This window comes from Ottowia sp., from assembly GCF_047975795.1.
GTDB lineage: Bacteria > Pseudomonadota > Gammaproteobacteria > Burkholderiales > Burkholderiaceae_C > Ottowia.
The window spans coordinates 1-25,612 of sequence record NZ_JBKEEE010000068.1 but is presented as its reverse complement, the minus strand read 5'-3'; the positions used below and the strand labels follow the sequence as shown (position 1 = coordinate 25,612).

General features: G+C 61.7%; 19 protein-coding genes and 1 pseudogene. 11 read left to right on the top strand and 9 right to left on the bottom strand.

Features of this window, described 5'->3' with window-relative positions; all coding sequences use genetic code 11:
- Positions 1-20 precede the first annotated feature (20 nt).
- A pseudogene (locus ACK5NW_RS10505) lies at positions 21-794 on the top strand (SDR family oxidoreductase).
- A gap of 140 nt (positions 795-934) precedes the next feature.
- Here ACK5NW_RS10505 and ACK5NW_RS10500 read toward each other — a convergent pair.
- Positions 935-1,492, bottom strand: coding sequence for an RNA recognition motif domain-containing protein (locus tag ACK5NW_RS10500; protein ID WP_416927780.1), 558 nt, complete (start codon positions 1,490-1,492; stop codon positions 935-937).
- Positions 1,493-1,870: 378 nt separating this feature from the next.
- Here ACK5NW_RS10500 and ACK5NW_RS10495 point away from each other — a divergent pair, with 378 nt between their 5' ends.
- The 5 genes from ACK5NW_RS10495 to ACK5NW_RS10475 all read left to right on the top strand — a co-directional run bounded on the left by ACK5NW_RS10495 (position 1,871) and on the right by ACK5NW_RS10475 (position 7,934).
- Positions 1,871-2,437 (top strand): TMEM165/GDT1 family protein, encoded by a 567-nt coding sequence (locus ACK5NW_RS10495; RefSeq protein ID WP_416927778.1) that lies wholly within the window; start codon positions 1,871-1,873, stop codon positions 2,435-2,437.
- Positions 2,438-2,604: 167 nt separating this feature from the next.
- Positions 2,605-3,747, top strand: a complete 1,143-nt coding sequence (gene metX, locus ACK5NW_RS10490) for a homoserine O-succinyltransferase MetX (RefSeq protein WP_416927776.1) — start codon at positions 2,605-2,607, stop codon at positions 3,745-3,747.
- A complete protein-coding gene (gene metW / locus ACK5NW_RS10485; protein WP_416927774.1) occupies positions 3,744-4,328 on the top strand; it encodes a methionine biosynthesis protein MetW in 585 nt (194 codons plus the stop codon). The genes metX and metW overlap by 4 nt, the downstream gene beginning before the upstream one ends.
- A gap of 55 nt (positions 4,329-4,383) precedes the next feature.
- Positions 4,384-5,736 (top strand): amidase, encoded by a 1,353-nt coding sequence (locus ACK5NW_RS10480; protein ID WP_416927772.1) that lies wholly within the window; start codon positions 4,384-4,386, stop codon positions 5,734-5,736.
- Positions 5,737-5,960: 224 nt separating this feature from the next.
- Positions 5,961-7,934 carry a gamma-glutamyltransferase family protein gene (locus ACK5NW_RS10475; protein WP_416927770.1) on the top strand — a complete coding sequence of 658 codons (1,974 nt, stop codon included), beginning with the start codon at positions 5,961-5,963 and terminating at the stop codon, positions 7,932-7,934.
- Between the two features lie 41 nt (positions 7,935-7,975).
- On the opposite strand, the gene ACK5NW_RS10470 is transcribed toward ACK5NW_RS10475, so the two are convergent.
- Together ACK5NW_RS10470 and ACK5NW_RS10465 are read right to left on the bottom strand one after the other, a co-directional pair.
- On the bottom strand, positions 7,976-8,656 hold the full coding sequence (locus ACK5NW_RS10470; protein ID WP_416927768.1) for an HAD family hydrolase: 681 nt from the start codon (positions 8,654-8,656) through the stop codon (positions 7,976-7,978).
- Positions 8,657-8,719: 63 nt separating this feature from the next.
- Entirely contained in the window at positions 8,720-9,205 is a 486-nt protein-coding gene (locus ACK5NW_RS10465; RefSeq protein ID WP_416927766.1) for an Lrp/AsnC family transcriptional regulator, read from the bottom strand.
- Positions 9,206-9,421: 216 nt separating this feature from the next.
- On the opposite strand from ACK5NW_RS10465, the gene hppD reads away from it, so the two are divergent.
- Positions 9,422-10,552 (top strand): 4-hydroxyphenylpyruvate dioxygenase, encoded by a 1,131-nt coding sequence (hppD, locus tag ACK5NW_RS10460; protein WP_416927764.1) that lies wholly within the window; start codon positions 9,422-9,424, stop codon positions 10,550-10,552.
- 117 nt (positions 10,553-10,669) lie between these two features.
- On the opposite strand, the gene ACK5NW_RS10455 is transcribed toward hppD, so the two are convergent.
- The 6 genes from ACK5NW_RS10455 to ACK5NW_RS10430 form a co-directional block, all read right to left on the bottom strand.
- The gene (locus tag ACK5NW_RS10455; protein WP_416927762.1) at positions 10,670-12,778 is read right to left on the bottom strand and encodes an acetoacetate--CoA ligase; all 2,109 of its coding nucleotides are present in this window, start codon (positions 12,776-12,778) and stop codon (positions 10,670-10,672) included.
- A 209-nt stretch (positions 12,779-12,987) separates the two neighbouring features.
- A complete protein-coding gene (locus ACK5NW_RS10450) occupies positions 12,988-14,235 on the bottom strand; it encodes a DUF3108 domain-containing protein (RefSeq protein WP_416927760.1) in 1,248 nt (415 codons plus the stop codon).
- Positions 14,220-16,046, bottom strand: a complete 1,827-nt coding sequence (locus ACK5NW_RS10445; RefSeq protein WP_416927758.1) for a M61 family metallopeptidase — start codon at positions 16,044-16,046, stop codon at positions 14,220-14,222. The genes ACK5NW_RS10450 and ACK5NW_RS10445 overlap by 16 nt, the downstream gene beginning before the upstream one ends.
- A gap of 27 nt (positions 16,047-16,073) precedes the next feature.
- A complete protein-coding gene (locus ACK5NW_RS10440) occupies positions 16,074-16,772 on the bottom strand; it encodes a DsbC family protein (RefSeq protein ID WP_416927756.1) in 699 nt (232 codons plus the stop codon).
- Between the two features lie 48 nt (positions 16,773-16,820).
- On the bottom strand, positions 16,821-17,948 hold the full coding sequence (locus ACK5NW_RS10435) for an FAD-dependent monooxygenase (RefSeq protein ID WP_416927754.1): 1,128 nt from the start codon (positions 17,946-17,948) through the stop codon (positions 16,821-16,823).
- A 35-nt stretch (positions 17,949-17,983) separates the two neighbouring features.
- Positions 17,984-19,114: a hypothetical protein gene (locus tag ACK5NW_RS10430; protein WP_416927752.1), complete on the bottom strand. Its 1,131-nt coding sequence runs from the start codon at positions 19,112-19,114 to the stop codon at positions 17,984-17,986.
- Between the two features lie 90 nt (positions 19,115-19,204).
- On the opposite strand from ACK5NW_RS10430, the gene ACK5NW_RS10425 reads away from it, so the two are divergent.
- From ACK5NW_RS10425 to ACK5NW_RS10410, 4 genes are all read left to right on the top strand, one after another.
- Positions 19,205-20,188 carry an IS5 family transposase gene (locus ACK5NW_RS10425; protein ID WP_416927750.1) on the top strand — a complete coding sequence of 328 codons (984 nt, stop codon included), beginning with the start codon at positions 19,205-19,207 and terminating at the stop codon, positions 20,186-20,188.
- A gap of 203 nt (positions 20,189-20,391) precedes the next feature.
- Positions 20,392-21,768, top strand: coding sequence for a glutamate decarboxylase (locus ACK5NW_RS10420; RefSeq protein ID WP_416927748.1), 1,377 nt, complete (start codon positions 20,392-20,394; stop codon positions 21,766-21,768).
- 99 nt (positions 21,769-21,867) lie between these two features.
- Positions 21,868-23,559 carry an aspartate-alanine antiporter gene (gene aspT, locus ACK5NW_RS10415; protein WP_416927746.1) on the top strand — a complete coding sequence of 564 codons (1,692 nt, stop codon included), beginning with the start codon at positions 21,868-21,870 and terminating at the stop codon, positions 23,557-23,559.
- Positions 23,560-23,665: 106 nt separating this feature from the next.
- Positions 23,666-25,276: a bifunctional aspartate transaminase/aspartate 4-decarboxylase gene (locus ACK5NW_RS10410; protein ID WP_416927744.1), complete on the top strand. Its 1,611-nt coding sequence runs from the start codon at positions 23,666-23,668 to the stop codon at positions 25,274-25,276.
- Positions 25,277-25,612 lie beyond the last annotated feature (336 nt).

Sequence of the window (25,612 nt, the reverse complement as noted above, 5' to 3'; positions counted from 1 at the left end):
TTGGGGAACATCTTTTTGCCATGAGTCCACTGGTTTTCATCACCGGCGCATCGAGCGGCATTGGCCAGGCGCTGGCGCAGCGGTTTGCTGAGGCAGGCTGGCGGCTGGCCTTGGTGGCGCGGCGTCAGGATGAGTTGCGTGCCTGGGTTGCAGACCAAGGCTGGTCTGAAGAACAGGCCTAGGTCTACCGCGCCGACGTGGCCGTGGTGGACAGCATCGTCGCCGCAGGCCAAGCCTGCGCCGCCGCCCAGGGGCTGCCGGATGTGGTGATTGCCAACGCCGGCATCAGCATCGGCATGGATTCGACCGTGCGCACCGATCTGGATGTGATGGCCCGCGTGCTGACCACCAACAACGTGGGTATGGCGGCCACCTTTCACCCGTTTATCGACGCCATGCGCCAGCGCGGCAGCGGCACGCTGGTGGGCATTGCCAGCGTGGCGGCCATTCGCGGGCTGCCCGGACACGGTGCCTATTGCGCCAGCAAAGCTGCCGCCGTCAGTTACTGCGAAAGCCTGCGCGGCGATATGCGCGGCTCTGGCGTCAAGGTGGTGACCTTGCTGCCGGGCTACATCGACACGCCTTTGACGCGCGGCAACCGTTTCAATATGCCTTTTCTGATGCCTGCCGACCGCTTTGCCGACCGTGCTTTTGCGGCCATTGCGGCGGGCGACAGCTACCGCGTCATTCCCTGGCCCATGGGCGTGGTGGCCAAGCTGCTGCGCTTGCTGCCCAATCCGCTGTTTGACCGCTTGTTGGCAGGCCGCCCACGCAAGGCGCGTGATGGCCAATGACGTGACGAGCGCTGGCGGCAGGCCGCGCCTGGCACCTCGGCTTTTGCGCATCAACGCGGTGCAGGCATGAAAAAAGGGTTCCAGAACGGAACCCTTTTTGGTATTTGACGCTTGTCGCTATTGCGCAAGTGGCTATTAAATCAATAGCTGTCGTCGTCGCGGCCACCGCCGTCATAGCCGCCTTCGCGGCGGCCACCGCCACCATAACCGCCGCCACCGCCTTCACGGCGGCCACCGCCGCCACGCGGGCCAGTGCCGTAGGGACTGCGGAAGCTGCCGTCGTTGCTGTCGCCACCGCGGCCACCGCCGCCATAACCGCCGCCACCGCCTTCACGGCGACCACCGCCACCATAACCGCCGCCACCGCCTTCGCGGCGACCACCACCGTAGCCACCGCCGCCGCCATAACCGCCGCCGCCACCGTAGCCACCCGAACGGGGTGGACGTGGCTCCATTGGGCGTGCTTCGTTGACCACCACGTTGCGGCCACCCAACGATTGACCGTTCATGCCTTGAATGGCAGCCTGCGCTTCGTCATCGCTGGCCATTTCGACAAAACCAAAGCCTTTGGAGCGACCAGTGTCGCGCTCCATCATGACCTTGGCACTGGTCACACCACCAAACTGGCCAAATGCTTGCGCCAGATCGTCGTCGCGCACCGAATAAGGCAGGTTGCCGACGTACAGTTTATTACCCATTAACGGGACTCCTCAAAAACAAGAAAAACGCGATGGAGTCCGAAAAACGCCTTCAAGCACCCCTGAAATCCAGGACACAAAGGGCAACTGACTGTATTCACCGCAAAGCCGCATCATGTGCGCCAAGCCGAACTTTTGAATACGCACATTCGCGCGATTATGCGCCAGATCAGCGAAAGTCAAGCATTTAATTCATGGCTGTCTGATCAATGTCGGATGAAACGCACACCACAACATTGCCTGAGGGCAGTTGGCCCCATCTTTAAAATGACGTTGCCAGTCACGCTGACAAGCATTTTGTTGCAACTAATTTAATAGCAAACATCACATACATTGCCTTCGTTCAAGGCATATTTTGCTGGAAACACCCCTTCGTTCATGGAAGCCTTTTTACTGTCCACAGGCATCGTAGCGCTGGCTGAAATGGGCGACAAAACGCAATTGCTGTCGTTGATGCTGGCAGCCAGGTTCCGCAAGCCGTGGCCCATCGTCTGGGGCATTCTGGTGGCCACCTTGTGCAACCATGCGCTGGCAGGCGCGGTGGGCAGTGGGGTCACGCAAGTGCTGGGGCCTGAAGTGCTGCGTTGGGTGCTGGGCGGATCGTTCATCGCCATGGCGGTGTGGATGCTGATCCCAGACAAGTTGGACGATGACGAGACGCCCAGCAATGCCTCGAAATTCGGCGTTTTCGGCACCACGCTGGTGGCCTTCTTTTTAGCCGAAATGGGCGACAAAACCCAGATCGCCACTGTCGCGCTGGCCGCGCAATACCAGCAGTGGGCCGCCGTGGTGGCAGGCACCACACTGGGCATGCTGCTGGCCAATGCGCCGGTGGTGTGGCTGGGTGAGCGGTTGGTCAAGAAAGTGCCGATCCGCGCGGTGCATGTGGTGTCGGCCATCATCTTTCTGTTGCTGGGGTTGGCCGCCATGTTGGGTTGGGGTTGATATACTTTGCCGCTAGCGCCGATTTGCCTCTGCTTGCGGGCGCTTAACAAATACCGCTAAATCCGAGCCACACGCATGCAACCCGGTTTCGATTTGGCGCAAACCGGGTTTTTTTGTTGCTGCAAGGCCGCTCATAGCAGGCAGCGCAGGGGCACCTCTTGATTGCCATGTCGTTCATCGTCACACCCCAAACCATGCATTTCGATGCCCCGCTGCCTTTGCAAAGCGGCGCGTCGATCCAGGACTATCAACTGGTCTACGAGACCTGCGGCACGCTGAACGCCGCGCGCGACAACGCCGTGCTGATTTGCCACGCGCTGAACGCTTCGCACCACGTGGCGGGCATGTATGCGGATCAAGATAAAAGCGAAGGCTGGTGGGACAACATGATCGGCCCCGGCAAACCGGTGGACACCAACCGTTTTTTCGTCATCGGTGTCAACAACCTGGGTTCGTGCTTTGGTTCCACCGGGCCGATGGACAGGCACCCCGCCACTGGCGAGGTTTACGGTGCCGACTTCCCCGTCATGACGGTGGAAGACTGGGTGGCCGCGCAGGCGCGCCTGATGGATGCACTGGGCATCGAGCAACTGGCCGCCGTCATGGGCGGCAGCTTAGGGGGCATGCAGGCACTGAGCTGGGCGCTGCAATACCCCAGCCGGGTGCGCCACGCCGTGGTGGTGGCCAGCGCGCCCAATCTGACGGCCGAGAACATCGCCTTCAACGAGGTGGCGCGCCGTGCCATCGTGACTGACCCCGACTTTCACGCCGGCCACTTCTACCGCCACGGCGTGGTGCCCAAGCGTGGCCTGCGCATTGCGCGCATGATTGGGCACATCACCTACCTCAGCGACGATGTGATGAACGAAAAGTTCGGCAGAGAACTTCGCCAAGCCGTCACCCAGCACACCAGCGGCTACAAGTACAGCACGCAAGATGTGGAATTTCAGATTGAAAGCTATCTGCGCCACCAGGGCGACAAGTTCAGTGATTACTTTGACGCCAACACCTACTTGCTGATCACCCGCGCGCTGGACTACTTCGATCCCGCACGCACCTTTGGTGGCGATTTGACGCAAGCGCTGGCACGCGCCACTTGCAAATTCCTGCTGGTCAGCTTTACCACCGACTGGCGCTTTTCGCCCGCGCGCTCGCGCGAGATGGTCAAAGCTCTGCTGGACAACCGGCGCGACGTGAGCTACGCCGAAATCGACGCACCCCACGGACACGATGCTTTTTTACTGGATGATGCCCGTTACATGGGCGTTGTGCGCTCTTATTTTCAAAGCATCGAAGGAGCTGCCACATGAGCGATGCCCCTATTCGCAGCGTCATCGCCCAGTTGGTGCCCGAAGGCGCGCGCGTGCTCGATCTGGGTTGTGGCGACGGCGCGCTGCTGGAGCAACTGGTCAAACAACGCCGTTGCAGCGGCTACGGCATCGAGATCGACGATGCCAACTTGCTGACCTGCGTGCAGCGTGGCGTCAATGTGCTGCAACTCAATCTGCACGAAGGGCTGAACGCCTTCAAAGACCAGAGCTTTGACGTGGTGCTGCAAATCGACACCCTGCAACACCTGCGCAATGCAGAGGTCATGCTGCGCGAAACTGCGCGCGTAGGCCGCATCGGCATCGTCGCTTTTCCCAACTTTGCGCACTGGCCCAACCGCCTGAGCGTGTTGCGCGGGCGCATGCCTGTCACACGCCGCCTGCCCTATCAGTGGTACGACACGCCCAACATCCGTGTCGGTACCTTTAAAGACTTTGAAGCGCTGGCGCGTAAAAACGGCCTGCGCATCCTCGACGCCTTTGGTGTACACGACGGTCAGCCGGTGCGCTGGCTGCCGAACTTACGGGCGGGTACGGCTGTTTTTAAGCTTGAAAAATCATAGCTGTCAGCGCTTGCTAAATAGGCTTCACAGGCCCATCTTGCATAAGGATTTTTGCATGCTACCCACTGTGCAACAACTGCAAGCCGACTTGGGTGCAGGCCGCACCAGCGCCGTGGCCTTGACTGACGCGGCCTTGGCGCGCGCGCAAGACCCCGACGGCGAAGGCACGCGCGTGTTCACGCGGCTGGATGCTGATCGCGCGCTGGCGGCTGCCCGCGCCAGCGATACGCTGCGTGCGGCGGGCATGGTGCGCTCGCCGCTGGAAGGTATTCCGGTGTCGGTCAAAGACCTGTTCGACGTGGCAGGCCAAGTCACCACCGCTGGCTCGGTGGTGCTGAAAAGCGTTGCACCTGCTGCACGCAACGCCACAGTCATTGACCGCCTGATCGCCGCAGGCGCGGTGATCGTTGGGCGCACCCAGATGACCGAGTTCGCCTTCTCAGGCCTGGGGCTGAACCCGCATCACGGCACGCCCGCCAATTCCTGGGACCGCGCCGCCCGGCGTATCCCAGGCGGCTCGTCGTCTGGTGCGGCGGTGTCGGTGACCGACGGTATGGCGGTGGTGGGCATCGGCTCCGACACTGGCGGCTCGGTGCGCATCCCCGCTGCCTTGTGCGGCCTCACAGGCTTCAAGCCCACGCAGCGGCGTGTGCCGCGCGAAGGCGTGCTGCCGCTGTCCACCTCGCTCGATGCCATAGGCTCACTGGCTGCCAGCGTGGCCTGTTGCGCCACCGTGGATGCCGTGCTGGCGGGCGAGCCGCCGCAACCACTGCCCGCGTGCCACTTGCGCGATGCACGTTTGGCCATTGTTGAGACTGTGGTGCTGGGCGACATGGACAGCGCTGTGACCGCTGCCTTCGAGCGGGCCTGCGCCCTGCTGCACGCCGCAGGTGCACGCCTGACGCGCATCGCCGTGCCTGAATTTGCCGAGCTGCCGCAGATCAACGCCCGTGGCACCCTGGCTGGTGCCGAAGCCTGGGCCTGGCACCGCGCGCTACTGGCCGACCGCGCCGCCGACTACGACCCGCGCGTGGGCACCCGCATTCAGGCGGGCAGCAGCATGAGCGCGGCCGACTACATCGATTTGCAAGCCGCGCGCCAGCACTGGATCGCCCAGGTGGGCGCACGCATCGCCCCTTTTGACGCGCTGCTCATGCCCACCGTGCCCACCATCGCCCCGCCCATTGCCGAGCTGCAAGCCAGCGACGACGCTTACTTTGCCGCCAACGCCTTGATGCTGCGCAATCCCAGCTTCATCAACTTTTTAGACGGCTGTGCACTGTCGCTGCCTTGCCACCGTGAAGGTGAAGCACCAGTGGGGTTGATGCTGGCAGCCGCAGGCGGGCGCGATCGCGATTTGCTGGCGTTGGGCGCGGCCATCGAAGTCGCTCTGGAGACTGCGCACTGATAGGCTGAAATGGCCAGGAAAATCAAGCCTTAACGCAGAGTACAAAAGCGTTGATAGCTGCTTAATTTGTAGCAATTCAGATGCGCTGAAGCTCAAAGTTCACACGCGGCATGTGTTTGTAGACAGTCTGTTGACGCCCTATTACGATGCTCTGCTGGGCTTCGCCGGTGTGTTGTTTGGATGCAGCCCAGCGCCCGTCATAAAACAATTTGGAGACCGATGCCATGCCTCTTCACCCCATCGTTAAATTAGCACCGCTGGCCATGGTGGTTTTGCTGGCCAGTTGTGGCAGCTCGAGCGACAACGACGATGACAGCAACAGCGACGCGCTGATCGTCGACACCAATGTCAACAGTTGCCAGGTGCTGTCGTCCACTGGCTCCAGCGTGGTGGTGGGTTCGGGCGTTGCCGGTGATCCGGCTGCACCAGAAGCGCCGTCGGGCTACCGCACCGGCTACAGCGCCAAATATTCCAGCAGTTACATGGTGGTGGCCAACAACCCATTGGCCTCCAAGGCCGGGTGCGAAGTGCTCAAGGCCGGGGGCAGCGCCGTGGATGCTGCCATTGCGGTGCAAGCCGTGCTGGGCCTGGTGGAGCCGCAATCGAGCACCATTGCGGGCAGCGCCTTCATGCTGCATTACGACGCGGCCAGCCAGAAAATCGTCGCTTACGATGGCCGCGAAACCGCCCCGGCCGCCGCCACCGGCTATTACCTGACGCGGCAAGATCAGGCCGATGCCAGCTCCGCCACCCCCGTGCCATCGGCACGGCGCAGCGGGCGCTCCATCGGGGTACCCGGTGTGATGCGCATGCTGGACATGGCCCATGACGAGTACGGCAAACTGGCCTGGAACCAATTGTTTGACGAAGGCATTCGCCTAGCCTCTGACGGGTTTGTAATCCCGTCTCGCATGGGCAGCGCCATTCAGAGCAGCGCTGCCAACCTGGCGCTGGACGCCAACGCCATGGCCCTTTACTTTCACGCCGACGGCACACCACGCGCGGCGGGCGAATCGATGACCAACGCGGCCTACGCCCAAACCCTGCGCACGCTGGCCGACCAAGGGGCCGATGCGCTTTATACGGGCACATTGGCGCAAAACATCGTTGCCAAGGCCGCGCAATCGGTGGGTGACGACGCCAGCCAAACCCCCATCACGCCCAGCCTGATGACGCTGGACGATCTGGCCAATTACCAGGCCAAAAAACGCGACGCGGTTTGCACCACCTACCGCAGCAGCTATTACGTCTGCACCATGGCACCGCCCTCTTCTGGCGGCATTGCCATTGCGCAAAGCCTGGGCATCTTGAGCCACTTTGACCTCAGCGCCTACGCGCCCACCAACCCCAGCAATGAAGGCGGGGTTCCCAGCGTGCTGGGCGTGCACCTGGTGTCTGAAGCCGAACGGCTGGCCTACGCCGACCGTGACCGATATGTGGCCGACACCGACTTCGTGCCCCTGCCAGGCAGCGGGCTGGCGTCGATGTTGGACCCCGCGTACCTGCAAAGTCGGGCATCGCTGATTTCGACAGACGCCAGCATGGGCACCGCTGCCCCCGGTGATTTTGGTGCCGATGCTGCCGGCATCGATAAAACCGTCGAGCACGGCACCACGCATTTTTCTATCGTTGACGCCTATGGCAATGTGGTATCGATGACATCCACGGTGGAATCCAGCATGGGTTCGTACCACATGGTGGATGGCTTCTTGCTGACCAACCAGCTCACCGATTTCTCTGCCCAGCCGCTGGACGCAGATGGCAACCCCATCGCCAACGCTGTGGCTGCCAATAAACGCCCGCGCAGCACCATGGCCCCCACGCTGGTGTTCAACGGCACTACCCCCGGCAACTTTTTGATGGCCACCGGGTCGCCGGGCGGCAGCACCATCATTCAATATGTGCTGAAAACCGTGATTGGCGCGCTGGACTGGAAGCTCGACGCCCAGCAAGCCACATCGCTGGTGAACTTTGGTGCCAGCAACTCAGCGCGCACCAACGTCGATGGCTCGAACACCACGCTCGACCTCACAGGTTTGAACGACGGCCTCACGGCCTTGGGGCATCAGGTGTCCAACTCGGCCCTGTCCAGCGGTGTGTCCACCATCATGCGGGTGCAAAAAGACGGCAAGACGGTGCTGGAAGGCGGTGTTGACCCGCGCCGCGAAGGCATTGTGCTGGGTGATGGCGCGCTGTAGTGGCGGCCGTCATCACCAGCAACCACGGTCGTCGCCCGAGTTCACCGAGGTGGCGTGAGTAACCCCGGCAACTCCAGCATGGAACCAAACACCGCATCCGCCCCACACTCGCGCAGAGCATGTTGCGCATCGGCATCTCCTTGCGAACACAGCGCCCACACGGTGGCACCAGCGGCTTTGCCTGCGGTCACGCCGACGGTGGTGTCTTCAATCACCAGGCAGCGCTCGGGCGCGCGTTGTAGATGGGCGGCGGCGGCCAAGTACACATCGGGTGCGGGTTTGCTGGCGGGCAACTCGTGGCCGCTGAAAATGCGGCCTTCAAACCAGGGCATCAGGCTGACTTTGTGCAATTGCAGTTCAACCTTGCCGCGGTCGGCACCCGAGGCACAGGCGATGCGCCCGCTGGTGGCCGCGTGGGCAGCCTGCACGGCGGCCAGTGCGCCGGGCATGGCCTGCAAGTGGGCGTGCAGGGCGGCGTCACGGCGGGCGTAGAAAGCGTGCATCCACGCATCGGTCAGGGGCTGGCCGGTGTGCGCCTCGATCAGAGCGCTCTGGCTGCGCACCATGCGGCCCAAAAACAGGCGTGTGCATTCGGCCAGCGGCATGCTCCAGCCGTGCTCGGCCAACATGTCGCGCAAGGTGCCCAAGGTGAGTGGCTCGCTGTCGACCAGCACACCGTCGCAGTCGAACAGGACGGCCTCAAAATTGTCTTTTGATTTCATGGACTGCATGCGCTTCGTGCGCCAAGTGGTAGCGTTGAATTTGATGGCAGGCGATGCGGTGATTCAGACATCGATCGGCAATGCAGTGGTGGTTTTGACACGATCCATCACAAAACTGGTCTTGCAGTCCTGCACGGCGGGGTGACGCAGCAGAGTGTTCATCATGAAGCGTGAGTATTCATTCATATCCTGAATGACCAGGCGCAGCAAAAAATCCATTTCGCCCGTCAGGGCGACGCACTCAACCACCTCGGGCCAGGTGTGGACGCTGGCGCAAAACTCGTCCATCGGGCTGCGTTTGGCGTGGCTGGCCTGCTTTTGCAGCCGCACATTCACATAGGCCATCAGCCCCAGGCCCAACGCCTCGGGCTTGAGCAGGGCCACGTAGCGGTCAATCACGCCACTGTCTTCCAGTTTTTTGATGCGGCGCAGCACGGCGCTGGCCGACAGGCCGATTTGTACTCCCAGCATGTCGCAGGTGGTGCGGCCATCGGTTTGCAACTGGCGCAAGATGGCGCGGTCCAGACGGTCTAAAGCAGGTTCTGTCATGGCGTTGGTGCCCATGCAATGCGAGGCTCATCGCGAGTTGAAGCCACGGTAACGATTTATACGCATTAAATCATCGTTATATAAGAGTATGACGCGTTTTTTATGCGTAATTTGGCCCATTATTGCCGCCAAACGCTGGTGTCATGAGCCTCTTGCGCCCTACAGTAGGTGTCTGGCGTCGAAGATCGCCATCACCACATAGACAGGAGACAAGCCATGAGCCAACCCACCAGCGCCTTCAAGCCTTGGGACAACCCGATGGGCACCGACGGCTTCGAGTTCATCGAATACGCCGCGCCTGATCCGCAGGCCATGGGCGCGTTGTTCGAGCGCATGGGCTTCACGGCGGTGGCCAAGCACCGCCACAAGAACGTGACGCTGTATCGGCAGGGCGAGATCAATTTCATCATCAACGCCGAGGCAGACAGTTTTGCCCAGCGCTTTGCCAAGCTGCACGGCCCCAGCATCTGCGCCATTGCCTTTCGGGTGCAGGACGCCAAAGCCGCTTACGAACGCGCCATTGGCCTGGGGGCCTGGGGCTATGCCGAAACGGCCGCACCGGGCGAGCTGAACATTCCAGCCATCAAAGGCATTGGCGACTCGATCATTTACTTCATCGACCGCTGGCGTGGCAAGAACGGCGCGCAAGCCGGTGACATCGGCAACATTGGTTTTTACGACGTGGACTTTGAGCCGCTGCCGGGCATCAGTGGCGCGGCGGCCATCAACCCTCAGGGTTACGGCATGACAGTGATTGACCATCTGACGCACAACGTGCACCGTGGCCGCATGGCCGAGTGGGTGAGCTTTTACGAGCGCCTGTTCAACTTCCGCGAGATCCGTTACTTTGATCTGGAGGGACAAAAAACCGGCCTGAAAAGCCAGGCCCTGACCAGCCCCTGCGGCAAGATTCGCATCCCCATCAACGAAGAAGGCAACGACAACAAAGGCCAGATTGCCGAGTACCTCGACAGCTACCACGGCGAAGGCGTGCAACATATTGCGCTGGCCAGCACGGATATTTATGGCACCGTGGACGCCCTGCAACTGGCGGGCATCAAGCTGCTGAACACCAGCGACACTTATTACGAGCTGCTGCCGGGACGCATACCGGATTTGAAAGAGCCGATTGGTGAGTTACAAGCGCGCAACATCCTGGTCGATGGTGCGCAGGGCGAGCTGCTGTTGCAAATTTTCAGCGAAAACCAGCTTGGCCCTATCTTCTTTGAATTCATTCAGCGCAAAGGCAACGAAGGCTTTGGCGAGGGCAACTTCAAGGCCCTGTTTGAATCCATGGAGTTGGACCAGATTCGCCGCGGCGTGGTCAAGGTGGACGACGTCAGTTGATGAGACAAAGCAGATCGTGGCCCACCTATCCGATTTATTTGCTTTTAATTTAATAGCTGCAAACGCATATATTTATTGCGCTGACAGCTATTTTTGCTCAATGATTTGAAGTGGGCCTCAGCGCTGTGCCACTTCTTTTTGGTGCTCTTGGGCAAATGCCTCGTACCAGGGCAGACAGCCAGGGTTGGCCATGGCCTCTTTGTTCACCACCTTGTCCAGCGGCTGGCCGAGCAGCAGCTTTTTGATCGGCAACTCCTGTTTTTTGCCTGACAGGGTGCGCGGAATTTCGCTCACCTGCACGATGGCGTCGGGAATAAAGCGCGGACTGAGCGATGTGCGAATGGCGTCGCTCAGGCGTTTTTTCAGCCCATCGTTCAGCTCGATACCCGGACGCAGCACCACGAACAGCGGCATGAAGCTGTCTTTGCCCAGGTATTCCAGATCGACCACCATCGAGTCGAGCACTTCGTCAACGCCTTCGACGGCGCTGTAAATCTCGCTGGTGCCCATGCGCAGGCCGTGGCGGTTGATGGTGGCATCAGACCTGCCGTAGATCACGCACCATTCGCCCTGGCCGTTTTCATCGCCAATGCGCAACCAATCGCCGTGGCGCCAGACGCTGCCGGCCGCTTTGTCGAAGTCGCCACCACCGGGCTTTCGGCCATGGCCGGGCGGGTATATCTCGAAGTAGCTGGCGTGGTAGCGCGTGCCATCAGGATCGTTGACCAGATACAGCGGCATGGACGGGATGGGCTGGCTGCAAACCAGCTCGCCCACCTCGCCCACCACCGGGGCACCCGCATCGTTCCATGCCTCCACGGCAGCACCCAGTAAACGGCACTGCATCACACCGGGCTGCTGCGGTAGTTCGCGGTTGCCGCCAATGAAGGCCCCGCAAAAGTCTGTGCCGCCGGAAATGTTGACCCACCAGATGTCTTGTTGCGCGGGCGTTTGGGCGATGCGCCTGAACTGCTCAGTGCCCCACTGCTGCACCTCTGGTGCCAGGGGCGAGCCGGTGCTGCCCAGCGCCCAGATGCGCGACAAATCGCCGCACTGGCTCAAGTTCACCCCGGCTTTGGCGCAGTTGGCAAACAGCGCTGCGCCGCCGCCCAGAAAGCTGACGCCGTGGCGTGCGGCAAAGCGCCACAGCACCGTCCAGTCGGGCTTGTCTTTGCTGCCGCCGGGGCTGCCGTCGAAAATGACGCAGGTGGTGCCGCTCATCAGGCCAGCCATCTGTGCGTTCCACATCACCCAGCCGGTGGAGCTGTACCAGTGAAAGCGCTCGCCCAAAGTCTCGGGCGCATAACTGCATCCGATGTCATTGTGCAGGCGGCCCTGCATCGCCATCACCAGCATCATGCCGCCGTGACCGTGCACGATGGGTTTGGGCAAGCCCGTGGTGCCGCTGGAATACACCACCCACAGGGGATGATCGAACGGCAGCCACATTGGCTCGAAGCCCGTTGTTTGATCGTCATTTCTGGCTGTGGCACTGGTGAAATCTGCGATATCAGCTATATTTTCAGTAGTACCAAGATTGCGATACAGCAGCGTGTGCTGCACGCTGGGCAGTGCCGCGCGCAGCTCTTGCACCACATCCAGACGGTTGATGTCGCGTCCGGCCCAAGTCACGCCGTCGCAGGCGATCAGCACTTTAGGGGCAATTTGCTTGAAGCGGTCCAGCACCGCACCGCTGCCCATGTCTGGCGCGCAGACGCTCCACACGGCCCCAATGCTGGCGGTGGCCAAAAAGGCGATGATGGTCTCAGGGATATTAGGCAAGTAAGCCGCCACCTTGTCGCCCGGCTGCAGGCCCTGCGCCTTCAGGTGCAAGGCCAACGAGGCCACCTGGCGCTGCAACTCGGGCCAGGACAGCTCGCTCACCTGGCCTTTTTCGTTCTCACTGATCAGCGCTGGCTGTCCCGCCGCGTGCGCGGGCTGCACGTGGCGCATCACCTGCCGCGCGTAATTGACTTGCGCGCCAGGGAACCACACCGCCCCCGGCATCACGTTCTTGGCCAGCACCGCCGTGTGCGGTGTGGGCGACTGGATGTCCAGATAGTCCCAAATGCTTTGCCAAAAAGCGTCCAGATCCGACACTGACCAGCGCCACAGAGCGTGGTAGTCATCAAATTGCAGACCGCGTGTGTCGCGCAGCCAGTTCTGGTAATGGCGAATGTGGGGGGTGCGAGAGCCAGCGACAGCGGTGGGGGTAGCTTGGGTCATGGCGGTGGGTAGTCTCCGGGGTGGTCGTCATCAAAACTGGCATGGGGTGCGAAAGCCAGCGCTTGTGCCTTAAGTATCCACACCTTGGGGCACTCGTCTGAGCGGGTTGTCCCGGGGCGGACACCTTTTGTGGCGTGCGCTGCTTTCACGGTGCCTATTTATTCAACGCTGAACAAAATGACTTGCGGAGCAATGCAACCAGATTCATTTCATTGCTGCTCAATGGTTTTGACCAGCAGCTCAATGTAAGTGTCTTCGTCCTGCGTGATGCGAATGCGCACGGGCAGATATTGCAGCGTGGGGGCGAACCAGATTTCGGCGCTGTAGGGGCCGCGTGGCTTGTCCAGCCGACGCGGCTTGAGGTGCCAGGCGCTCACCGCACCCAGTTGGGGCAGGTGCAGGGTTTCCAGACCGACCACGTCGTAAATCCAGTCGTCCACGCCACCGGGGCGCGCCATGCTGAAACGGATTTGCGTGCCCGTCGCCAGCGCCACCTGGCCCGTGGCAAAGCGGTGCCCCAGATCGACGAACTGACTGGCTGTGTCCTGCACGCCCACCGGGCGTGGCACCCGTTGGCCCCGATGCAACTGCACTTCATCGCCGCCCAGGCGCACGCCCCGCCTGCGGCCGCGAAAGTCTTCTTCGTACACCTCGGGGTGCAGGCCAAAGGGCGTGATCTCGCCCTGGCTGTTGAAGCTGAGCGAGGCCAGCAGTCCGGCACTGAGTTCCACCGTGGCCTGGTAGCGCGTGCCCACGCGCTGCCACAGCACGTAGCCGCTTCCGTCCAGCGGCCCACGGTAATTGCCGCCCAGTTTGTAGGTGACGCGGGTGTCGCTGGGCCAGGTGGTCAAAAAAGCAGCCTCGGCTTCGGCAACGTCAGGGCTGGAGGCGGCCAGTGCAGGCGCACTGGCAGCGGCGATGGATGTTGCGGCGGGTGCTTGTATGGTGGCTTCAAGCCGATTCATGTCTTTGGGCTGCGCGTCTGAAGCTGAAGCATCGCTTGCAGCAGCGTCAACAAGAGGCTGTTGCGGATGGCTGGCCGCGACAACGGGTGGCGTGGACAGGGCGGGTATGGCTTGAGCAACTTGGCTGGCGGGCGGTTTGGGCAATTCCGGTGCTTCTGCCGCTGGGGTTGCGTTGTTTGAAGAGGGTTCGGCGGGGATGGGAGCTGGCGGATTGGCAGGCTGCGCAGGTGTTTGGCGAATGTGCGCCGTGGGCCTGCGCGGCGGTGGGGCGTCGGTGGGCGCTGGCACCACGACCGCTGGCGTGGCAGGTGCGACCGGTGTGATGGTGCGTGTGTAAAAGGCCGGAGCCATGTCTAGCAGCAGGCTGGGAGGCTGCAAGGCGTGGCGCAACAGTGCCAGCGCCAGCACGTGCAGCAACAGTGTCAGCGCCAGGCTGAGCCACAGCGCGCAGCGGCCTGATGGCCAGGACGCTGTGTTCAGCAGCCGGGCCACGTGCGGTCACTGCCGCTGTTGATTGGGCCGGAAGAATCAGGCGGAATCAGCCGCCAGGTGGTGGGCTGTTGTGGCAGCATCAAAGGCAGGCGCAGCAGGCGCGCATCGCGCGCGACCAGGGCGGTGACGGTGCGCGCATCGCCTGCGTACAGGGGCACGTCGTCCACCCGTGTCAGCCGCCAGCCCTGGGCGGCTGACACGGTACGCGTGCGCCCTGGCGTGGCGCTTGCGGACAGCTCGATGCCCAGCCATTCGTCGCCTGCGGCCATGCCTGCGTGAGCGGCAGGGCCGCCATCCAGCACCACTTTAAGCACCACGCGGCCACCCGATTCACTCACGCGCAGGCCCAGCGCTTGCGCCCATTGCGAAGGTTCATCGCGCACTTGAATGCCTTGCGCTTGCAGCAAGGGGCGCACCGGCAAGTCGTCGGTGCCGTGCACCCAGGCGCTGATTTCGCGCTCGAACGAGCGGCCTGCCAGCTCGGCCAACACGGCGGCAAAGTCGCCCTCGTGCATCGGGCCGCCCTGGCAATGACGCCACAGCGCGCGCATCACCTCGTCCAGCGTGGTGCGGCCTTCCTGGCGCAGCGTCAAATCAAAACACAAAGCCACCAAAGCACCCTTGGTGTAGTAGCTGACGGTGCTGTTGGGGGTGTTTTCGTCCTGGCGGTAAAACCGCACCCAGGCATCAAAGCTGGCTTGCGCCACCGACTGCACGTGTCGCCCTGGCGCTTGCAACACCTGATTGAGCGTCTTGGTCAGGAGCTTGAAGTAAGCCACGTCGTCCAGCAGGCCCGCGCGGCGCAACAGCAAGTCGTCGTAATAGCTGGTGAAGCCCTCAAAGAACCACAGCAGGCGGGTGTAGTTTTCACGCGTGTAGTCGATCTGCGCCAGCTCGACAGGCTTTAAGCGCTTGATGTTCCAGGCGTGAAAGTATTCGTGGCTGATCAGTCCCAGCAGCGTGGTGTAGCCCTCGTGGTCTGTACCCGATGGGCCGGATTTTCCGCTGCGTGGCAGATCGCGGCGACCACAGATCAGCGCCGTGCTGTTGCGGTGTTCCAAGCCGCCATAGTCGCCATCCACGGCGTTCAGCATGAACAGATAACGGTCTGGCTGCTGCGCGGGGTCGCTGCGCCAGAAGTCGATGACGGTTTCGCAAATGCGCTGCGCATCGCGCAGCAGGCGCTGGCCATCGAATGCGGGCGGCGCACAGGCCACCACGAAGCGATGCGGAATGCCGCGCGCTTCAAACGTGCCGCTCCAGAACGTGCCCATTTCCACCGGGTGATCGACCAGCTCGTCATAGCTGGCGCACTGATAGGTGCCGAAGCCGTGCGCGTCAACTTCAAGCGCCGTCATGGCGGTGGCCGCGTGCCAGTTGGGGTGCGCGCGCGGTGCTTGCAGCGTCAAGGTGTGCGGCTGCGTTTGTTGCCCATGCACGCGCAGCAGCAGGCCGGTGCCGTTGAAAAAACCGCGCTGCGCGTCCAGCCAGGCGGCGCGCACCGAGTTGTCGAACGCATACACCTCGTAGCGCAGCAGCAGCGGACGCTTGGGGTTGCAGGCGATGTCCCAGGTGGTTTTGTCCACCTGGTGCAGCGGGCAGGCACTGCGGCCTTGCGCAGCGTGGAGGCCGCTCAGATGGCGCTCAAATTCACGAACCAGGTAACTGCCCGGTATCCACACCGGCAGCGACACGCGTTGCATCGCAGCGGGCTGGGCGATGGTCAACTCGATGCCAAAGCGGTGCGCCGCCGCATCAGCCACGCGCACGGTGTAGTGCGCGGCTGGTGATGGCGGTTTGGCGACAGGCATGGTCAATCGCTGGAGCGCGCCACGCGGTCAGCGCGACAGTTGCTGCTCGATCTGCTGGGTGTTGATGGCACCGGGAATGCGCGTGCCGTCGGCAAAGATTACGGTGGGGGTGCCGGTGATTCTGTATTTGCGTGCGAATTCCAGATTGGCGGTCAGCGCCTCGGTGTTGCACACCGGATTGCCTTTTGGGGTCACGTCGCGCTGCATCCAGTCGACCCAGGTCTTGGCCTTGTCGGCGCTGCACCAGATCTGGCGCGATTTGGTCATCGAGTCCTCACCCAGAATCGGGATCAGAAACAGATGCACCGTCACGTTGTCGACCTTGGCCAGATCTTTCTCGAAACGTTTGCAGTAGCCGCAGTTGGGGTCTTCAAACACCGCCAGCTTGCGTTTGCCGTTACCGCGCACCATGGTGAAGGCGTTTTTCAACTCCAGCTCACTGAATTTGACGGCATTGAGTTTGTTGATGCGCTCTTCGGTCAGGTTTTTCATGGCGCGGGTGTCGACCAGCGTGCCATGAATCAGGTAGTTGCCTTCGGCGTCGGTGTAAGCAATTTCGTTGTCGATGCGCACCTCATACAGCCCGTCCATGGGGGTTTTGGCCACCTCGTCAATGGCGGCCAGACCAGGGATGCGCGCTGGCAGGTTTTTGCGGATAGTGGCTTCTTGCGCGCTGGCCAGCAAAGGCGCAGCCAGCAGAACAGCGGCGAAGACGTGTTTTTTCATAACGATTGACCCAACAAATGTTGCAACGTGGTGTGAACCTCAAAAGGTTCAACCAGTTCCCATGGCCACTTTGGCTACGCGCGATTTCAAAGGTCCGCTGGCGTCGAACAGGTTCATGCCCCAGTTGCGCAAAGCGACTGCGGCGCTTTCTGGCCGCCCAAACAGCAGTTGCAGGCCATCAGTAGCCAGACTCATGCGCAGCCAGTCGCCCTGGCGAGCGCGTTCGTAGCGGCGCAACAGCTTCAAATCGCCTGGGCTGCGCCAGTATTCCCGCGCGGCCAGTGCCTGGGCCAGTGCGGCCACGTCGCCCAGACCCACGTTCAGGCCCTGACCGGCCAGCGGGTGCATAGCGTGGGCCGCGTCACCGGCCAGCGCAAAACTGCCCTCGGTCAGAGCAGGCATGCGGCCCACCCAGCGCGTGGCGCGCGCTCGCATGAGCGGCCAGCGTGCGCGCGGTGCGGCCGCTTGCAGCGCGCCCAGGCCACCGCCGCTGGCTTCAAGCAGGCGGGTGGCAAAGTCGTCGTTATTCAGCGCCAGCAGTTCGGGCGCACGCGCGTGGTGGACTGACCACACTACCGCCACCTGTCTGCCTTGTGGGCCGTCCAGTGGCAAAAAAGCCAGGATGTCGCCGTCGGTGTTGAACCACTGGCGCGCGATCTGGCCGTGCGGGCGTTCGCAATCCAGCCTTGTGGCAATGGCGTGCTGCGGGTAAGGGGTGATGTCAAAGTCCACGCCCAATTCGGCCCGGGTGACGCTGGCACGGCCTTCGCACACCACGGTCAAAGGTGTGGGCACGGGGTGCTCGACGATCTCGATGCCGCTTTGGTAGCGCGTGGCTTCAGCCAGTTGCTGCTCTAGTGTGGGCACGTCCACGATCCAGTTGAGTGCGGGCACGTTGTGCGTGGCGGCGTCAAAACGCACCAGACCCGTGCCGTCGCCATGCACCTGCATGCCGAGTACCGGCGTGGCGGCGCGTTCGTCGGGCCAGCAGCGCAAGCCTTGCAGCAGCGCCCGCGATGCCGGGTTAAGGGCATAGGCGCGCACATCGGGCACGTTGTCAGGGCGCGGCGGCGCAGCCACCAGCGCCACGCGCAGACGCTCGCGCGCCAGCAACAAGGCCAGCGTGCGGCCTACGATGCCAGCCCCCCGAATGCACACATCTACAGACGCCATCATGCGGGCATTGTAGGTGCGCCGGTGGCGCGTGAAATTCAGCGGGTGCGGCGTGGGCGCGCACGCGCCGCAACCCAAAGCAGCAGGCCCGCCAGCAAAGCCAGCGGCCAGCCCGTCAGCCCCGGCACTGGCACGGTCGATGCCGTCCCTGGTGCCAGCGTGAAGCTCAGGCGCACCAATCCGGCAAAGCCCGCTGTGCCCGAATCACTGGCTGTGCCGGCAATGCCGCCGCTGCCGCCAGTGCCGGGCGTGCCCGTCGGTGGGTTGCTGATCGCGCCGCCGCCCGATGCGCCGCCTACGCTGCCACTGCCGCTCTGGCCTGCCAGTGCCGTTGATCCAGTGCAGGCACCGTAGGCAATATAGGTGGCTGGATCGACCGGGCCTGTTGCGCCATTGGTACCGGTGGAGTCACCTGTGCCACCCGTGCCGCCTGCACCACCAGCGGTAGCACCGCCTCCGCCGTTGCCACCATTACCGCCTATGGTGCCTGCTGGCGCATCGCCGCCATCGCCGCCATCGCCACCCGTGCTGCCGCCGTTGCCGCCATCGCCACCTGTGCCGCTGATGCCCGCGTCGATGCTCGAACTCATGCCGCCATCACCGCCACGCACCCCGCCATCGCCGCCGTCACCGCCATCTGCCGCGCTTAAGCCATTGGCATTGCCGCCTGCGCCGCCATCGCTGTTGGATGCGCCAGCACCGGGTGATCCGCCGAAATATTCACCCGCGCCACTGCCGCCGCCGCCGCCATTGGCCACCAACCCGGTAACCCCACCGCCCGTCACGGCCGAGATCCCACCGCCGCCGCCGCCTTGACTCAAGCTTGACCCGGCACCAGAACCCTGCACGCCTGCATGCCCTGCCTGGCCCACCTGAATTTGCAGCGTTGCACCAGATGCAACGGTGTACGTGCCCTGACAGAACGAGCCGCCACCGCCACCGCCACCACCAGAATTGGCATCACCCACCCAGCCGCCTGCGCCACCACCACCACCGCCACCCCAGGCTTCAATGGTGATACTGCTCACGCCCGCAGGCACGGTGCAACTGCTCGAGGTGCTGTACACCCCGCTGATGCAATCGGCGGCCCACGCCGGACGCGCACCCCACATCAGCATGCACAGCCCTGCCAACCAGAAAAGGCGCAAATGTAAAAAGTAATGCTTCATGATCGACCTTTTAATATTACTGCTTATTTATTAGTAAGGAAGGTCTGCAAAAGTCAGCCCCATGACGGCCTGATCTGAGACAGTGGAGCGATGCAACAGACAAGCCTTGCCACCACTGGATTCGAGCTTGCAGCCAAACGCACGCGCAAGCGTGCGTTCTTGGCTGAGATGGACCAAGTCATCCCCTGGTCTGATCTGCTGGCCCTGATTGCGCCGCACGCGCCAGCGGGCCGCACAGGGCGCCCGCCCTTTGCCATCGAAGTGATGCTGCGCATTCACCTGCTGCAGCAGTTCTTTGGCCACTCCGACCCGGCCATGGAAGAAGCACTGCATGACATTCCGCTGTACCGCGAGTTTGCCCACCTGGATGCAGGCATTACCCGCCTGCCTGATGAAAGCACCATCTTGCGCTTTCGCCACCTGCTTGAACAACACGATCTGGGCCAGCAGATCCTGGCGCTGGTCAACGCCCAGCTCACCGAGCGCGGGCTGATGCTCAAGCAAGGCACGGTCATTGATGCCACTTTGATCTCTGCGCCCAGCTCCACCAAGAACCACAGCGGTGAGCGCGACCCTGAGATGCACCAGACCAAGAAGGGCAACCAGTGGCACTTCGGTATGAAGACGCACATTGGCGTGGACGCCGACTCGGGCCTGGTGCACACCGTCACCACCACAGCAGCCAATGCCCATGACATCACACAGGCACACGCCTTGCTGCATGGACAAGAGGAGGTGGTCTTTGCCGACTCGGGCTACCGGGGTGTTCACAAACGCGAAGAAGTCCAGGCGCAGCACCCCGATGTGGATTGGCAAATTGCCATGATGCCCGGCCAGCGCAAGGCCATGGACCAGAGCCAACCCGTCAACGCGCTCAAAGAGCAACTGGAGCAGATCAAGGCCAGCATCCGGGCCAAGGTCGAGCACCCGTTTCGGGTGATCAAGTGCCAGTTTGGTCATCGCAAGGTGCGCTACCGGGGTCTGGCCAAGAACACCAGCCAGTTGTTGGTGATGTTTGCGCTGTCAAACCTGTGGATGGTGCGCAAACGAATTTTGCAGGCGCTGCAAGCATGAGTGCGCCTGCAGCGTGGGTAAGGGCCTAAAATCAGGGTCAAGCGAACCAAAAACAGCGCAAAACGATGAGAAATTCAACGCTCGTTTCGCCATGTGAACATTCACGCGTCACCTCGCCCTGCAGCGGGGGTTGTGCAGACCTTCCCAAGGTGTTGGGAGTGATATTTATTTAACTTAAGTAATATTCAAGAAAGGATCGAACCATGGCGTACAACCCCCCCAATGCATGGCACATGTTCAACGAGGATTTACCGTTGGACAAGTTTCCTGAACATGGTGTGGATGCCCGTGCGGCGCAGGCCATCGTCAACAGCGAGACCTGGACGGACACCCAGCCGGAGATGAACCTGTCGTCCTTCGTGACCACGTTCACCGAGCCGGAGTCGGAAGAGGTGGCGCACCACCATTTTCTGAAGAACCACATCGACCATGACATGTACCCGCAGTTGTTTGCGCTGGAAAACCGCATGGTCAAGTGGCTGCACCAGCTCTGGAACGGCCCGGAAGGTGTCACGCCCTATGGCACGGCCACCGTGGGATCCAGCGAAGCCTGCATGCTGGCCGGGCTGGCGCACAAGTGGAACTGGCGCACGGCCCGCAAAGCCGCTGGCAAAGACGCCAGCCGCCCCAACCTGGTGACGGGTGGCAACGTGCAGATCGTGTGGAAAAAGTTCATGCGCTACTTTGATGTGGAGCCGCGCATCATTCCGCTGGAGCCAGGCAAATACACGCTGACGGCAGAAAAGCTGGCCGACTACGTGGATGAGAACACCATTGCCGTGGTGGCCATTGCCGGGCAGACCTTCACCGGCGAGGACGATGACTTTGAGGGCATACAAAAGTGGCTGGACGACTACCAAAAGCGCACTGGCCACGACGTGCCCATGCATATCGACGGCGCATCGGGCGGTTTTGTCAACCCGTTCGTGTACCCCGACTACAAGTGGGACTTCCGTCTGCCGCGGGTCAAATCCATCAACGCTTCGGGCCACAAGTTCGGCCTGGTGCCGCCGGGGCTGGGCTGGGTGGTGTTTCGTGATGACACGGTGTTCCACAAAGACCTGATCTTCTATGTGAACTACCTGGGCGGCGAGATGCCCACGGCCACGCTGAACTTCAGCCGCAATGGCTTTCAGATCGCTTACCAGTACTACGTGTTCGTGCGGCTGGGTTTTGATGGCTACAAAACCATCATGACCCAGACGGTCAACAACTCGCAACTGCTGCGCGATTTGTTGGTGGAAAGCGGCTACTTCAAGATCATGAACCACACCCAGCGCATTCCCGTCGTGGCGCTGACGCTGAACGAGAAGTACACCAACTTCAGCGAATTTGATGTGTCTGCCAAGGTGCGCGAGCGCGGCTGGGTGCTGTCGGCCTACAGCATGCCACCCAACGCGCAAAACGTGCGCAGCCTGCGCGTGGTGGTGCGCCCGCACCTGAACCGCACGGTGATTCGCGGTCTGGCCACCGACATCATCAACGCCTGCAAATGGCTGGAAAAGCACGGCGGCAATGCCACGCCGCCGGCGCTGCACGGCCAGCATTCGGACGAAGTGACGGCCGTGACCAAGTGCTGAAGGCACTGCGCGTCATGAATCGTTGTTGAAACCGCTGCCCAGGGTGCGCGCATGGCACAGCGCTGGGCAGTTTTTTGCTGAATTCGCAGGAGTCTTCTCATGATCGACTATTTTTTTGACACGCTCAGGCACTACCCTGAGTTGTCCATCTTTTTGGCGCTGGGACTGGGCTACTTTATTGGGGCCGTCAAGTTCGGCTCGTTCACACTGGGCGCGGTGACCGGCACCTTGCTGGCCGGGGTGCTGATTGGCCAGGTGGGCATCGATGTGTCGCCGCAGGTCAAGTCGCTGTTCTTTTTGATGTTTCTGTTTGCCGTGGGCTATGGCGTGGGGCCGCAGTTTGTGCGCGGCGTGGCTTCCGACGGCGCGCCGCAGGCTTTGTTTGCGGTGGTGATCTGTCTGCTGTGCCTGGGCTGCGTTTATGTGGCGGCCAAGGTGGCCGGTTACGGCCCCGGTCTGGCTGCGGGCCTGCTGGCGGGCGCGCAAACCATTTCGGCTTCGATCGGCGTGGCCACAGACGCCATCAACAACCTGGGGATGGATCCGGCGCAGGCCAAGGCCGAGTTGAACAGCATTCCGGTGGCCTACGCCATTTGCTACCTGTTCGGCACCATCGGTACCGGCTGGATTCTGGCTTACCTTGGCCCCACCTTGCTGGGCATTGATGTGGCCAAGGAATGTGCGCGCTACGAGCTTCAAATGAAAGGCGGCAACACCAATGCCGATGCGGCATCGGCCTGGCACCAGCACGAGATGCGCGCCTATCTGCTGGACGCTGACAGCCGCGTGGTGGGCAAAACGGTGGCGCAGGCCGAGGGCAGTTTTCGTGGCGAACGCCTGTTTGTAGAGAACATCCGGCGCGGCCAGGACATCATCGACCCCACGCCCGAGGTGGTGCTGCAAGCCGGTGACGTGGTGGCGGTGTCGGCCACTTACGACGTGCTGTCACACTTTTCCAACGACGCCGAAGACGTGAATGACCGCGATCTGCTGGACGTGCCGGTGGAAACCGTGAGCGTGCAGGTCACCAACGGCAAGGTCGCCAACCGCCAGTTGGACGATCTGGCCACAGAGCCGTTCACGCGCGGTGTGTACATCAACGGCATCAAGCGCGGCTCGCTGCTGGTCGACATTCCGGTGTTGCCCAAGACGGCGCTGCACCGGGGCGACATCATCTCGGTCACCGGCACCAAAAAACACACCGATGCGCTCATCAAGGCCATTGGCTTTGCCGACCGTCCGATCACGCAGACCAGCATGGTCATGGTGGGGCTGGCGATCGTGCTGGGTGGCCTGATCGGTGCGCTGAAGATGCCGGTGCACGGCATTCCCATCACCTTGTCCACTTCAGGCGGCGTGCTGATTGCGGGCATTGTGTTTGGCTGGCTGCGCAGCTTTTTGCCCAGCATGGGCGCGGTGCCAGCGGCCACGCTGTGGTTCATGAATTCGGTGGGCTTGAACGTGTTCATTGCCGTGGTGGGCATTTCAGCCGGGCCAACCTTTATCAAGGGTTTGCAGGAAGCGGGTGTGTCCATCTTCCTGTGGGGGCTGTTTGCCACCGCCGTGCCGATGCTGGTGGCACCGTTCATTGGCAAATACATCTTCAAGTTTGACCCTGCCATCAACCTGGGCTGCTGCGGCGGTGCGCGCACCAGCACCGCATCGGTGGCCATGGTGGGCGAGGTGGCTAAAAGCAACGTGCCCATGCTGGGCTACACGGTGCCCTATGCGGTGTCGAACACGCTGCTCACCTTGTGGGGGCTGGCGATTGTGTTGTTGATTGCGCACTGAAATGACGCATTGAAGAGGCGTATTGAAGTGGATGTGTGCGGTTGCGTGCCGCACTTGCAGTCCTGGAGTGCGGCAGTTTTCAAATTTGATACTGGAGAAATCCGACATGAAACTGGTGGACTATCAAAAACTCGACAAACTCAGCCCGTTCGAGATCAAGGATCAGTTGATTCAACTGGCCAAGGCCGAAACAGGGCATGGCTCGCGCGCCTTTTTGAATGCCGGGCGCGGCAACCCCAACTGGATTGCCACGCGCGCGCGCGAAGCCTTTTTTTTGCTGGGGCAGTTTGCGCTGACCGAAGCCAAGCGGGTCTTTCACGACCCGGTGGGCCTGGCCGGCATGCCCGCCAAGCGCGGCGCGCACGGGCGGCTGATGCAATGGCTGGACGGCCAGCAGGCGGCCCACATGCCTGGGGCCGACACCTTGCGCGCGGTGGTGGCGCATGCCATCAACACCCTGGGTTTCAAGCCCGATGAGTTTGTGCACGAGCTGACCGACTCGGTCATTGGCGACAACTACCCGGTGCCCGACCGCGCGCTGGTGCACAACGAACAAATCGTGCGCAAGTATCTGGACTGGGCCATGTTGGGCGGCCAGCCCCCTGAGGGCAAGTTCGATTTGTTTCCGGTCGAAGGCGGCACGGCGGCCATGTGTTACCTGTTCAAGGCGCTGAAAAACAACCGTTTGCTGAACGCGGGCGACACCATCGCGCTGGCCACGCCCATCTTCACGCCTTATCTGGAAATGCCCGAGCTGGAAGACTACGCCCTTAAAACCGTGTTCATGAACGCCGAGCAAGAAGACGAGCTTCAGTACACCGAAAACGACTTCAAGCTGCTGGAAGACCCGAAGGTCAAGGCGCTATTTTTGGTCAACCCCGGCAATCCGTCGGCCGTGGCCCTGAAGCCTGAGACGCTGGGGCGGCTGGAAAAGCTGGTGAAGGAAAAACGCCCTGATCTGATCATCCTGACCGACGACGTGTACGGCACCTTCGTCAAGGGTTTTCAGTCGGTGATGAGCGTGCTGCCGCACAACACGCTGGGGGTGTATTCGTTTTCCAAATACTTTGGCTGCACCGGCTGGCGGCTGGGCGTGATTGCCTTGCACGAAGACAATATTCTGGACAAGAAAATTGCCGCTGCCGCCGAAGACGTTCAGGTCAAGCTCGACTACCGCTACGGCCCGTTGACGCTGGAGCCGCGCCACATCAAGTTCATTGACCGCGTGGTGGCCGACAGCCGCGATGTGGCGCTGAACCACACCTCGGGCCTGTCGTTGCCGCAGCAGGTGATGATGAGCCTGTTTGCCCTGGTCGAGCTGATGGACACCCAGCGCACGTACCAGGACGCCTGTATCGCCATCGTGCAAAACCGCTTCAGGCTGCTGGTCGACGGCATGGGCATCGAGGTCGAACCGAACCAGTATTTCGACGCCTATTACGGCATCATCGACTTCGAGTTCTGGCTTAAAAAGTACGTGGGCGAAGACGTGGTGAACTGGGTGAAGAAAAACATCCACCCGCTGGACATCGCCTTCAAGCTGGCCGAAGGCCACGGCATCGTGCTGCTCAATGGCAGCGGCTTTCATGCCCCAGGCTGGTCGGCCCGGGTGTCGTTTGCCAATCTGAACGACGACGCTTACGAAGCCATTGGTCGCGCTGTGCGGGCCATCGCCGTGGGCTATGTGCAAGCGTACGAAGCGTCCAGGAAAAAATGATGGTGTTCAAAAAAGCGTTCGCCACGAACTGGCCATGAACCCACCATGAACATGCATTGAAGAGGCAGTGCCCCGCCCTTTGCCTGCACCTGCCATCACGGCGGTGCAGGCTTTTTTATGGGGCATTGAATTGAGTCTTGGCGCAGAAGGTAAAAGCGTTGTCAGCTACCTTATCAATAGCTAAAAATGCTGATCAGTCGCCGTTGTGTAAGTTATCCTTGTGGAGTTTCGGCGACCCACCATCCCTCACAGCCCCAGCGAGCGCACCTTCGGTGGCTCTTGCATGATCTGCACCTGCTCATGCGTTTGCTGCTGCGCCACCAACTCCTTTTGCGC